We start from the raw sequence: 11,856 nt of genomic DNA on the forward strand, positions 1-11,856 counted from the left end.
ACCCGACCATGAGCGTTGTCGGCGTTGCCGGAGCCGGCGTGATGGGGATCGGCGTGACGCAGAACCTGGCCCAGACCGGGCATCGGGTGGTCCTTGTGGACACCGAACAGCAGGTTCTCGACGCGGCTCTGCAGAAGATCGAGGCGCAGCTGCGGATGAGCCGGATGCTCGGCGGTCCTGCCGTGGACACGGCTGCGGCGATGGCGTTGATCAGCACCGGCGTGGATCCGAAGGCGCTCGCCGAGGTGGATTTCGTCATCGAGAACATCCCCGAGAGGTGGGACCTCAAACGAGCCTTGTACCTGGAGATGGACCGGATCTGCGATCCGGCGACGGTGTTCGTCGTCAACACGTCCGCTATTCCGATCACCGAGTTCGCAGCGGTGACCGGCCGACCGGAGCAGTTGGTCGGCGTGCACTTCATGAACCCGGTACCGATGAAGACCGCCGTAGAGCTCATCGCAGGTGAGCACACCTCGGCCGAGACGGTTCGGCGTACCCGTGAACTGCTGAACGCGATGGGCAAGAAGGCCATCGACGTCAAGGACGTCTGCGGCTTCATCTCCAACCGGGTCCTGATGTTGACCGTCAACGAAGCGGCCTTCCTGGTCCACCAGGGCGTCGCCACCGCCGAAGCGGTCGACGAGGTCTTTCGGAGCTGTTTCGGCCACCCGATGGGCCCGTTGGAGACTGCCGACCTGATCGGCGTCGACACCATCCTGCACAGCATCGACGTGCTTTACCAGCACTACCGCGACAGCAAGTACCGGCCCTGCCCGCTGCTGCGCACCATGGCCAACGCCGGCCGGCACGGGCGCAAGTCCGGTCGTGGCTTCTACGAGTACGGCCCGACCGCCTGACTACCCGGCTACCAGCACAGGAGGGGAACACATGTCCCACAACGACCCCAGCGCCGTCGTCGCCGCGTTCCTCCAGCAGCGGTTCCCGCACGTGGAGATCGCCCACGATGAGGACATCTTCGCGCTCGGCCTGGTCAACTCGTTGTTCGCGCTGGAGCTGGTGATGTTCGTGGAGAAGACTTTCGGCTTCACCGTGCCCAGCGACGAGATGCGGATCGACAGCTTCCGCAGCATCGACGCGATAAGCGCGTTGGTCGACCGTCAGTCCGCGACGGTGTGACGGCGGTACCGGCGATGTCACCGATGGCTGCGAGCACCGAACGCGTACCAACGGATCGGGCTGCGGCCCGCTGCTTCGCCCGGACCCACCTCGCACCGCTGGCCACCCGGTTCGATCAGGCCGGCAGCATCCCGTCGGAGACGCTCGACCGTGTCGGCGCGGCCGGACTGTGGGCACCGTTCCTACCGGTCGGGTACGGCGGGCAGGGCGCCTCGATGCTGACGGTGGGTCAGGTGCACGAGGAGATCGGACACGCCTGCTCATCGGTACGCAGCCTGCTCACCGTGCACGGAATGGTCTCCTGGGCGCTGCTGAGGTTCGGCACGCCCGGGCAACGGGAGCAGTGGCTCCCGCGCCTGGCCGCCGGATCGGTGCTGGGGGCCTTCTGCCTGTCCGAGCCGGACGCCGGCAGCGACGCCGTGAACCTGACCAGCCGAGCGGTCCGGGACGAACGTGGATGGGTCCTGCACGGGACCAAAACGTGGATCACCGGAGGCCAACGGGCGCACCTGTTCCTGGTGTTCGCACGCACCGGCGCCGGCATCGCCGCTTTCCTGGTGCCCCGCGCCAGCGAAGGGCTGACGGTTACGCCGATCCCCGGCATGCTGGGCACCCGCGGCAGCATGCTCGCACGGCTCACCATGACAGGGGTACGGGTGGGACCGGACGCCCTCGTCGGTCCGGACGGCTTCGTGAACGGCATGGTGATGACAGGTGTGTTGGACTTCGGCCGCTACAGCGTGGCCGCCGGCTCGGTCGGCATCCTCCAAGCCTGCCTGGACGCCTGCGCCCAATACACCGCGCACCGCAAGGTCGGTGGCACAGCATTGCGCGACAGGCAGCTCATCCAGGCGAAGCTCTCCGACATGGTCACCGACACCCGGGCCGCGCGACTGCTCTACGAGGCCGCCGGGCGGCTGAAGGACCAGGGCGACGCGGACACCCTGATGGCCACCTGGGTGGCCAAGTACTTCGCCTCGACCGCTGCCGCCCGACATGCCGCCGAGGCAGTGCAGATCCACGGTGCCGTCGGCTGCACCCCCGGCCATCTGGTGGAGCGCTTGTACCGCGACGCCAAGGTCATGGAAATCATCGAAGGCAGCAACGAGATCCAGCGGATCACGATCGCGGCCGACGCGTACCGAAAGGATGTTCGGTGAGCGACGACCCGTGCGAGGAGGAGCGGCACGGTCGGATCAAATGTGTGGTCTGGGACCTCGACCAGACGATCTGGACCGGCGTCCTGCTGGAGGACGCGACGGTGACGGTGAAGCCGGAGGTCGTCGAGGCGATCGAGGCGCTCGACCGGTTGGGGATTCTGCACTCCATCGCCAGCAAGAACGATCACCAGGCGGCCTGGACACAGATAGCGCGAAGTGGTCTCGCCGAGATGTTCCTCTGTCCGCAGATCGGGTGGAACGCCAAGTCACACTCCGTTCAGCAGATCGCCGAGAAGCTCAACATCGGGCTCGACACGATCGCCTTCGTCGACGATCAGGAGTTCGAGCGGGCGGAGGTCGCCATGGCGTGTCCGCAGGTGCTGTGCATGGACCCGGCGGAACTCGTCGAGGCGATGCGGACACCGGCATTCCAGCCACGGTTCCGCACCGACGAGTCGCGGGATCGCCGCCAGATGTACCGCAACCAGATCCGACGCGACGACGAGGAGAAGCGGTTCGTCGGCACCCCCGACGAGTTCCTCTCCCAGTTGGGGCTGGTCGTCCGGATCGAATCCGCCACCCGGGCCGACCTGCAAAGGGCCCAGGAACTGACAATCCGCACCAACCAGCTGAATTCGACCGGTCGGACGTACTCCTACGACGACCTCGACAAGTCGCGCGCCTCAGACGACCACCGTCTCTATGTCGTCGCCCTCGACGACCGCTTCGGCTCCTACGGCAAGATCGGGCTCGTCCTGATCGAGACGTCAAAAAAGGTCTGGCGGCTACGGTTGTTGCTGATGTCGTGCCGGGTGATGTCCCGCGGCGTCGGGGGGATCGTGCTCAGCCACCTGATGCGGCAGGCGCGGGATGCCTGCGTCGAGCTGCACGCGGACCTGGTCGAGACCGGCCGGAACAGGATGATGCAGATCACCTATGCCTTCGCCGGCTTCCGCGAGATCGATCGGGCCGATCAGCATGTGACACTGCGCGCAGATCTGGACGTCATTCCGCCCGTGCCGCCCTTCGTCCGGCTGATCGCGGATTGACGTACGCAGCGACGTTGGTGCGGCAAGCACAAAGGGCAGGTGTGCCGCCCATCCGCTGTCCGACATACCCAGGAGACTGCTGTCGGTGGTACCGGAGTACCACGGGCGCGCGGAAAGTGTCGACTGCGGTACCACGGACCTGACGCTGGGCGCACCTAGCGTTGCGGGCATGATTCAGATACGTGAAGTAACCAAGCGGTACGGCACGAAGACGGTCGTCGACCGCCTGTCGTTCACCGCGAAGCCCGGACAGGTCACCGGCTTCCTCGGCCCCAACGGGGCCGGCAAGTCGACGACCATGCGGATGGTGGTCGGCCTCGACGCGCCGAGCGCCGGCGACGTGCTGGTCAACGGTAAGCCGTACGCGTCGTCGAAGGCGCCGCTGCGCGAGATCGGCGTGCTGCTCGAAGCCAAGGCCGCGCACCCCGGCCGGACGGCGGTCAGCCACCTACTGGCCCTGGCCCGTACGCACGGCATTCCGCGCTCGCGCGTCGATGAGGTTCTCGGCTTGGCCGGTCTCTCGGCCGTCGCCCACAAGCGGGTCGGCGCCTTCTCCCTCGGCATGGGCCAACGGCTCGGCATCGCCGCCGCCCTGCTCGGTGACCCGGCCGTGGTGATGCTCGACGAACCGGTCAACGGCCTCGACCCGGAGGGTGTCCTCTGGGTGCGCAAGCTGCTCACCGGCCTGGCTGCCGAGGGCCGCACCGTGATGTTGTCCTCGCACCTGATGAGCGAGGTCTCGCTGATCGCAGACCATCTGGTCATCGTGGGCCGGGGCGGGCTGCTGGCCGACACCACCGTGGCCGAACTCGTGACGGCCGAGGGTGTCCGGGTCGTCACTCCCGCCCCTGACGCGCTGCGCACGACGATTGCCGGCCCGGGTGTCACGGTCACCTCGACCGGTGCGGAGGAACTGCTCGTCGCCGGCGCCTCCGCCCGCGTGATCGGGCTTGCCGCGGCATCCCGTGGCATCCCGCTGTTCGAACTGACCCCGCAGAACGCCTCCCTCGAAGCGGCGTTCATGGACCTGACCCGCGACGCTGTCGAATACGAGGCCTCCCGATGAAGATCACTCCTGGTGGCGTCGTCGCCGCCGAATGGACCAAGTTCTCCTCGCTGCGCTCCACCTGGATCACGACCGGCATCTCCGTCTTCCTCCTGATCGCCTTCGGCATGATCGCCTCGGCTTCCTTCTCGGGCGACAACCTGACCTCGATCGACCTCGCCCTGTCCGGCAGCGCCCTGGCCGCGCTGTCCGTCGGCGTGCTCGGCGCGCTGCTGGGCGCCGGCGAATACACCACCGGCATGATCCGGGCGACTTTCGCCACGGTGCCGCGCCGGTTGCCGGTGCTCTGGTCGAAGAGCCTCGTGGCGGGGTCGGCCGCCTTCGTCACGATGACCGCCGGCACCTTCGCCGCTTTCGTGGCGGGGTCGGCCGTGCTCAACGCCGAGATCGGTGCTCTGGACCTCGGCGACGACGGCGTGCTGCGGGCACTGCTCGGCGCCGGCCTCTATCTCGGCCTGGTCGCGGTGCTCGGGGTCGCGCTCGGCATGCTCGTCCGCTCCAGCGCCGGCGCTATCGCGATCCTGGCCGGCCTGCTGCTGATCGTGCCCGGTCTGGCCGCTCTGCTGCCGGACTCGATCTCCGAGGCCATCACCCCGTACCTGCCCAGCAACGCCGGCAGCGCCGTGATGACGCTGACCCACTCCGACGGCACCCTGGCCCCGTGGGCCGGCCTCGCGGTCTTCGCCGGGTACGTGGTCGTGACGCTCGCCGCGACGGCGTACCGGCTGAAGACGACCGACGCATGAGCGGGTAGAGGGAGAATCCGGTGATGAGCACCCAGGGATGGCTGGTGGACCGGCAGGCACGGTTACGAGCCTTCGACCGGCGCCGCCCGTGGGTGATGGACACCCTGGTGGCCGTCCCGATCGTGCTCTTCAGCATCCCGAACATCATCGAGAATCCCCTCTCGGCGACGATCGCGACCCTGGTCCTGCTACCGCCGCTGTACTGGCGACGGCGGTACCCGTTCCCGGCGTTCCTGGTCACCGCGGCCATCGATTTGACAGAGGGACTGCTGGACGTCGGCGTCGGCGCCGGAGTGATCCTGCTCGTGATGCTGTTCGGCGTGGCCTCCCGAGGTTCGTGGCGGGCGCTGGCCTGGGCCTCGGGGATCACCCTCGCGCTGCTGGTCGCCCAGATCTATCTGATCAATCCGGTCACGGAGAACCGCACCATCACGCTGTTCCTGGTGATCGGCACCTCAGTTGCCGCGGTCGCGTCCGGCATCGCGGTGCGCATCCGCCGGGCGTACCTCATCGCTCTCGAGGACCGCGCCGCCCGCCTGGAGGTCGAGCGGGATCAGCGGGCCCGCCTCGCCGTCGCCGAGGAGCGGGCCCGGGTGGCCCGCGAGATGCACGACATCGTCGGCCATCACGTCTCGGTCATCGTGGGCCTGGCCGACGGCGGTGCCGCGCTCGCGACCTCGCGGGCTGAGCAGTCCGCCGAACCGCTCCGGTTGATCGGTGACACCGGCCGGCAGGCGCTGTCCGAGCTACGCCGGGTGCTGGGCGTGCTGCGCGAAGGAGACAACGATCCGCAACTGAGCCCGCAGCCGGGCATCGACGATCTCGACCGGCTGTTGCCGAGCGTGCGGGCGGCCGGGCTGCCGGTCACCTACTCGACCTCGGGCGAGTTGCACACCCTCGGCCGAGGCGTGCAGCTCGCGGTCTACCGCATCGTTCAGGAGGCGCTCACCAACACCCTCAAACACGCGGGAAGCGGCGCGACCGCGGACGTCACTCTCGCTGCCTCCTATGGAGAGGTACGGGTACGGGTACGCGACAACGGCCGTGGCAGACCCGCCGCCCCGAGCCACGGCCTGCTCGGCATGCGGGAACGCGCCGCCATGTACAGCGGGGTGGTGACCGCCGGCCCGACCGAGCACGGCTGGCTCGTCGACGTAGTCCTCAAGGAGCCCGCATGACCACCGTCCTGATCGTTGACGACCAGCAGTTGCAACGGATGGGCTTCAAGATGCTGCTCGACGGCACACCCGGTTTCAGTGTGGTCGGCGAGGCCACCAACGGCGCCGAGGCGGTACGGAAAGTCGAGCAGACCCGGCCCGACGTGGTGCTGATGGACGTACGCATGCCCGGCATGGACGGCATCGAAGCCACCCGCCGCATCACCGCGGCCGGCTCCCGCACCCACGTGCTGATCCTGACCACATTCGACCTGGACGAGTACGTGTATGCGGGACTGCGGGCCGGCGCGAGCGGCTTCCTCCTCAAGGACGCCCGCCCCGAGGAGCTGATCGCCGGCATCCGCGCCGTCGCGAGCGGAGACTCGGTGGTGGCCCCCAGCCTGACCCGCAAGCTGATGGACGCCTACCTCCAGAAACCGGCGTCGACCATCCGTGCGGACCCTCGACTCACCACGCTCAGCGAGCGAGAGCGAGAGGTCCTCGAAGCGATCGGCCAGGGCGCCACCAACACCGAGATCGCCGAACGCTTCACCCTCACCGAATCCACCGTGAAGAAGCATGTCGGGCGCATCCTGGCCAAGATCGGGGCGCGAGACCGCATCCAGGCCGTCATCTTCGCGTACGACAACGGTCTGGTCGAACCACGTGCCTGAACGGGTGGTCGTGGAGTGGCCTCCTCGCCAGGGGCGGGCACGACGCCATCGGCCACCCGGGTTTCTGACTGCTAGGCCGTGAACTGCGGCACCACGTCGGCGAGCGCCCGGTCGAGGATCTCCAGGCCCAGGTCCAGCTCGGCATGGGTGGAGGTGAGCGCCGGCGCGATGCGGAACACGCCGCCCATGCCCGGCAACTGCACCACATTCATGTGCAGTCCCAGCTCCAGGCACCGCCCGGTCACGGCGGCGCCCAGCGCGTCGGCCGGTCGTTTCGACTCCCGGTCGCTTACCAGTTCGAGCCCGACCAGCAGCCCGCGGCCGCGCACGTCGCCGACCACCGGGTGTCGCTGGCCGATCTCCCGCAACCCCTTCCGGAGGTACGCGCCCAGGTGCGCCGCCTGTTCGTCGAGCCGGTCGGCCTCCAGCACGTCCAGGACCGTGTTGCCGACCGCGGCCACCAGCGGGTCCGAGACGTGCGTGGTGAAGAAGAGGAAACCGCGCTCGTGCGCCGTCTGCTCGATCTCCGGGCTGGTCACCACCGCAGCCAACGGCAGGCCGGCACCGAGCGTCTTGGACAGGGTCAGGATGTCCGGCACGACGCCGTCACGCTGGAACGCGTACCACTCGCCGGTGCGGCACAGACCGGTCTGCGCCTCGTCGAGGATCAGCAGCCCGCCGCGCTCGTGCACCTTGTCACGCAGCGCCGCGAGGTATCCCGGCGGCAGGTCGATCACGCCACCGGAGCTGAGGATCGGCTCAACGATGCACGCCGCCAGACTGCCCACCGACTGGGCGTCGAACAGCTCGAACGAGAACTCCAACTGACGCCGCCAGTCCAGCTCGCCGCTCGGAAGGGTGAAGTCGGGCCGGTACGCGTTCGGCGTGGGGATCGCGACGTTGCCGGGCGCCGCAGGACCGTACCCCTTGCGTCCCGAGCTGTAGGTGGCGCCCGCCGCCGCCTGCGTCATCCCGTGCCACGACCGGGCGAACGAGATGATCTCGTGCCGGCCGGTGACCAGCTTCGCCATCCGGATCGCCGCCTCGTTGGACTCCGCGCCGGTGGTGAGCAGCAGAACCTTCTCGAGCGGCGCGGGCAGGGAGCCGGCGAGGCGGCGGGCCAGTTCCACCACGGGCCGGCTCAGCATGCCGCTGAACAGGTGGTCGAGGGTGGCAGCCTGTTGCCGGATCGTGGCCACGACAGCCGGGTGGGAGTGACCGAGGATGGCGCTCATCTGCCCGGACGTGAAGTCGAGCAGGCGGCGGCCGTCGGCAGTGAACACGAAACTGCCTTCGGCGCGGTCGATGATCTCGCGGACGAAGCTGCCCGCGCCGATGTAGCGGACCAGGTGACGATCGGCGTCGGACCAGAACGAATCAGCCATGAGCCGACGCTAGGCAGCCCCGCTAAGGCACGTCCATCGCACATTTCCGCTGTCGCTGTTAAGCAGAGCCGTACAGTCGGGGGGCATGACGCTGAATCCGTGGCGGCTGCGCCTGCTCGCCGACCTGGCAACCTACGGCACCGTCCGGGCTGTCGCGCAGCGCGGCAACCTGAGCCCGTCGGCGGTGTCCCAGCAGCTGGCCACGCTGGAACGGGAGACCCGGACCGCGCTGCTGGAACGCACCGGGCGGCGGGTGCGGCTCACCGCAGCCGGACTACTGCTCGCCGGCCGGGCTCGGGAGATCCTCGCCGCCATGGACGAGGCCGAGGCAGAGCTGCGCCGCCTCGCCGACGAACCGGCCGGCACGGTCACCGTGGCCGCGTTCCAGAGTGCCGTGCAAGCCCTCGCCGAACCGGCGCTGGCCCGGCTCGCGGCCCGGCACCCGGACGTGAGCGTGGTGTTGCTGGAACTGGAGCCGCACGAGAGCATGCCGGCGCTGCGTCGGGGGGACGTCGACCTCATCATCACGACGGCCGACTTCACCGGCGCCGAACTCTCGCCGGAGATCGACCTGGTGCCGCTCGCCACCGATCCGATCGTGCTCGTGCTGCCCCCGGAGCACTCGCTGACCAGCGCCGAGTCGGTCGCCCTGGAGGCGTGCGCGCAGCAGCGCTGGACGTTCGACGTCGCCGGCTCGTACATGTCCGAGCTGTCCACCCGGCTGTGCCGGGAGGCCGGCTTCGAGCCCGTGGTGATCTGCCGGTTCAACAACTACATGCTGGCGCTCCAGCACGTGGAGAGCGGTCGTTCGATCACCATGCTGCCCAAGCTGGCGGTTGACCCGCGGTACCGGGTGGTGACCCGGCCGCTGAACCCGCCGCTGACCCGGCGCATCACGACCGCGGTCCGGCGACCGGCTGCGTCACGACCCGAGGTGACGGCCGTGCTCAGCGCGCTGAGAGCAGGTGACTGACCGCCGGGGTGTCGGGCTTCGCCCCAGCGGCCACCGTCGCCTTTCGCGAATGCCGTTCGAGCAGAAACGGGCCGACCAACGCGTGGCCGGCGGGTCGGGTCAGCCCGAGGTGATCGTTCGAGGCCCGTACCTTTCGGCCGCGCGCGCCTTGGCCTTGGCCGCCTCCGCTTCGCGGTCACGGGGAGGCGCCTTCGTCACGAGGCTGTCCAGCAGGGTTCGGGTGGCCGCCGTGACAGCGCGGACCGCCTCGCCGAACGCCTCCTCGTTGGCCGCTGAGGGCCGGGTCGTGCCGCTGACCTTGCGCACGTACTGAAGGGCGGCGGCCTCGATCTCATCGTCGCTGACCGGCGGTTCGAAGTTGTGGAGCACGCGTATGTTCCTGCACATGCCTCCACCATGCCACGCACAACCGCCCGGCCAGCATGCCGAGCTGGTCACCACGCGAGCCCACCCTGAGGTCTCCCCGGGGCCACTCAGAGCAGTTGCGCATCGTGGCAAGACCGGCCATCATCTAGCGATGATCTCCAACCGGAAGGGCGGACACGCCCTGGCGCGTTGACCGCGCCCACGCGGCACGACGATGCCGCGTCCCTCTCCCCGGCCCCCCGCGATCTGTGGCGGCAGGCCGAAGTGATCCGGCAGGAGTGGCTGGGGTACGCCCTCTCCACCGAACCCGCCGACCGACCCACCACGCAACGGTGCCTCACGGCGATCTACGCCCGAGCCGGCCGCCACCAGCCCCGGTTCGTCTGGGTGGACTCCCCCGCCGCGGCCCTGCCACTGATCCGGCAACTGCCCACCCTCGGCCAGCTCCTCCAACGGGTCCGTGACCCCGCCCCGGCCGGCCCACCGCCCCCGGCCAGCGACATAGCCACCGTGGCGTCCCGGCTGAGGGCCGCGCTCGGCGACGGGGTCCAGCACACCGACCCCGAACTGTCTCCCGTTCGCCGAGGCAGGACCCGCGAACCTTGGCCGGACCTGCCACCGAAGGATGCTCTCGACCGGCAGGTGCCACTCGGCGTCATGCTGCACCGAGGCGTCCGCAACGCCCTGCACCGCAGCCTGATCCCCGGCTTCACGCAACCGGTCCGCGCAGGGCTGCCCGGTGGCGACCGACAGACGCCGGTCTGCTGGTACGGCCAGCAGGACGCATTCTGGGTCGGCTACTACGACGCCCTGCACCGGCTCGGACTGGCCGCGTACACCGCCGAGGCGAGCGACCAGCTGCGGACCTGGACCGACCTGGCGCGATCCGGCGGCTGGTGGTGGCCCGGCCTGGACGTCTGCGTCGTGGTGGAGCGGCCGGCGGTGATCCGCACCGAACCCGTACCCGGCTCGTGGTACGACGAGGTCCGGCTACGACCGGACGGGGTCGGGTACCGCGACGGCTGGCGACCACCGCCGTGCTGACCGACGGCTGAACACCGACACGAGGACGAGAGAGGCTTGGCGGGCGGCCGTTTCGGCAGCCAACGACGTCGAAACGCGGAAGGGCCGGAAAGGACAAGTCGGTCCCCGCCCGCCAAGCCGCTCGGGCCCGCTGCCGACGGGCGACGGCGATGACCTCACGCTGTCCGCAGTGGCCTGCCCAAATATGCGGAAGACACGCGGGAAACCGGCAAGCTCCTCGACACGTTTCCAGATTCATCGAGACCAAGGGGTAGCGCATCGGTGTCCGTCGTTGGAATGATGTCCGCCAGCGCATTTTTTGATCCGGCGTCAGCGCCAAACGGAGGGCCTATTCCGTGAAGCACGACCATTCACCTGTTCTGCCAGGTCACGGCGCTACGGACTATGCACGCTACATGCGGACAGATACTTTGCTCGGTCTCCAACGTACGCCGGACGAGGTCATACATCGCGACGAGCTGCTTTTTCAGGTGGTGCATCAGTCGACCGAGTTGTGGCTGAAACTGGCTGCGGCGGAGCTGGCGGAGGCGACCACCCAGGTGGCTGCCGGTCAGCTACCTGCCGCGGAGGCGCTGCTGGCCCGGGCGACGCTCGCGGTCCGCTTGATCACCGACCAACTGGAGATGCTGCGATATCTGTCCCCCGTGGACTTTCAGGCGATGCAGCCCGCCCTCGGCAACGGTTCTGGTGCGGAGTCACCCGGTTGGCGGCAGGTCCAGGGCGCCAGCCGGCAGCTCGGCCGCGCGTTCGGCGAGCAGCTTGCCGCCCACGGTGTCGAGGTGGCCGACCTGTGCCCGGCGGATCCGTCGGATCCGCTGCACCGGCTCGCCGAGGCGATGGTGGAATGGGATGAACGGGTGTCGGTGTGGCGGGTCCGCCACTACCAGGTGGCCCTGCGAATTGGCGGCCATCCCCCGGCCGGTGACCCCGGCAGCCCAGCGAACATGCTGGCAAAACTCGCCGGACACCGATTCTTTCCCGAGTTGTGGCAGGCGCGACTGCGCCCCACCACTGACGAATAGCCCGGCTGAACCATACGCAGCTGCGATCGCCGGCATTTCCGGCGGCCGTCAGTGAGGTTCGTCTCGTCAACTTC

The 11,856-nt window shown here is 68.9% G+C and carries 13 protein-coding genes; 11 read left to right on the forward strand and 2 right to left on the reverse strand.

The window, feature by feature from the left end; all coding sequences use genetic code 11:
- The first annotated feature begins 8 nt into the window (after window positions 1–8).
- From Vse01_RS21715 to Vse01_RS21750, 8 genes are all read left to right on the forward strand, one after another.
- Entirely contained in the window at window positions 9–860 is an 852-nt protein-coding gene (locus Vse01_RS21715) for a 3-hydroxyacyl-CoA dehydrogenase family protein (protein WP_093411090.1), read from the forward strand.
- A 31-nt stretch (window positions 861–891) separates the two neighbouring features.
- Window positions 892–1,140 (forward strand): acyl carrier protein, encoded by a 249-nt coding sequence (locus tag Vse01_RS21720; RefSeq protein ID WP_093411088.1) that lies wholly within the window; start codon window positions 892–894, stop codon window positions 1,138–1,140.
- Window positions 1,141–1,163: 23 nt separating this feature from the next.
- Window positions 1,164–2,300: an acyl-CoA dehydrogenase family protein gene (locus tag Vse01_RS21725; protein WP_198413267.1), complete on the forward strand. Its 1,137-nt coding sequence runs from the start codon at window positions 1,164–1,166 to the stop codon at window positions 2,298–2,300.
- A complete protein-coding gene (locus tag Vse01_RS21730; protein ID WP_093411086.1) occupies window positions 2,297–3,349 on the forward strand; it encodes an HAD-IIIC family phosphatase in 1,053 nt (350 codons plus the stop codon). Before Vse01_RS21725 ends, Vse01_RS21730 begins: the two co-directional genes overlap by 4 nt.
- A gap of 169 nt (window positions 3,350–3,518) precedes the next feature.
- Complete coding sequence (locus Vse01_RS21735) at window positions 3,519–4,415, forward strand: ABC transporter ATP-binding protein (RefSeq protein ID WP_093411084.1); 897 nt, start codon at window positions 3,519–3,521, stop codon at window positions 4,413–4,415.
- Complete coding sequence (locus tag Vse01_RS21740) at window positions 4,412–5,161, forward strand: hypothetical protein (RefSeq protein ID WP_093411082.1); 750 nt, start codon at window positions 4,412–4,414, stop codon at window positions 5,159–5,161. Before Vse01_RS21735 ends, Vse01_RS21740 begins: the two co-directional genes overlap by 4 nt.
- Before the next feature lie 23 nt (window positions 5,162–5,184).
- The gene (locus tag Vse01_RS21745) at window positions 5,185–6,339 is read left to right on the forward strand and encodes a sensor histidine kinase (RefSeq protein WP_093411079.1); all 1,155 of its coding nucleotides are present in this window, start codon (window positions 5,185–5,187) and stop codon (window positions 6,337–6,339) included.
- Window positions 6,336–6,992 (forward strand): response regulator, encoded by a 657-nt coding sequence (locus tag Vse01_RS21750; protein ID WP_093411077.1) that lies wholly within the window; start codon window positions 6,336–6,338, stop codon window positions 6,990–6,992. Before Vse01_RS21745 ends, Vse01_RS21750 begins: the two co-directional genes overlap by 4 nt.
- Before the next feature lie 71 nt (window positions 6,993–7,063).
- Here the strand turns inward: Vse01_RS21750 and Vse01_RS21755 are convergent, their stop codons facing one another.
- Window positions 7,064–8,377: an aspartate aminotransferase family protein gene (locus tag Vse01_RS21755; protein ID WP_093411074.1), complete on the reverse strand. Its 1,314-nt coding sequence runs from the start codon at window positions 8,375–8,377 to the stop codon at window positions 7,064–7,066.
- Window positions 8,378–8,462: 85 nt separating this feature from the next.
- Here Vse01_RS21755 and Vse01_RS21760 point away from each other — a divergent pair, with 85 nt between their 5' ends.
- Entirely contained in the window at window positions 8,463–9,350 is an 888-nt protein-coding gene (locus tag Vse01_RS21760) for a LysR family transcriptional regulator (protein WP_093411072.1), read from the forward strand.
- A 99-nt stretch (window positions 9,351–9,449) separates the two neighbouring features.
- Here Vse01_RS21760 and Vse01_RS21765 read toward each other — a convergent pair whose 3' ends face one another.
- Window positions 9,450–9,737 carry a DUF2277 domain-containing protein gene (locus Vse01_RS21765; protein WP_093411070.1) on the reverse strand — a complete coding sequence of 96 codons (288 nt, stop codon included), beginning with the start codon at window positions 9,735–9,737 and terminating at the stop codon, window positions 9,450–9,452.
- A gap of 168 nt (window positions 9,738–9,905) precedes the next feature.
- Between Vse01_RS21765 and Vse01_RS21770 the strand changes: the two genes are divergently transcribed.
- Entirely contained in the window at window positions 9,906–10,760 is an 855-nt protein-coding gene (locus Vse01_RS21770) for a DUF6745 domain-containing protein (RefSeq protein ID WP_093411068.1), read from the forward strand.
- Between the two features lie 335 nt (window positions 10,761–11,095).
- Window positions 11,096–11,782 (forward strand): tryptophan 2,3-dioxygenase family protein, encoded by a 687-nt coding sequence (locus Vse01_RS21775; protein ID WP_093411066.1) that lies wholly within the window; start codon window positions 11,096–11,098, stop codon window positions 11,780–11,782.
- Window positions 11,783–11,856 lie beyond the last annotated feature (74 nt).

Origin of the sequence: Micromonospora sediminimaris (assembly GCF_016863575.1) — a bacterium.
In the GTDB taxonomy this organism is placed as follows: domain Bacteria; phylum Actinomycetota; class Actinomycetes; order Mycobacteriales; family Micromonosporaceae; genus Micromonospora; species Micromonospora sediminimaris.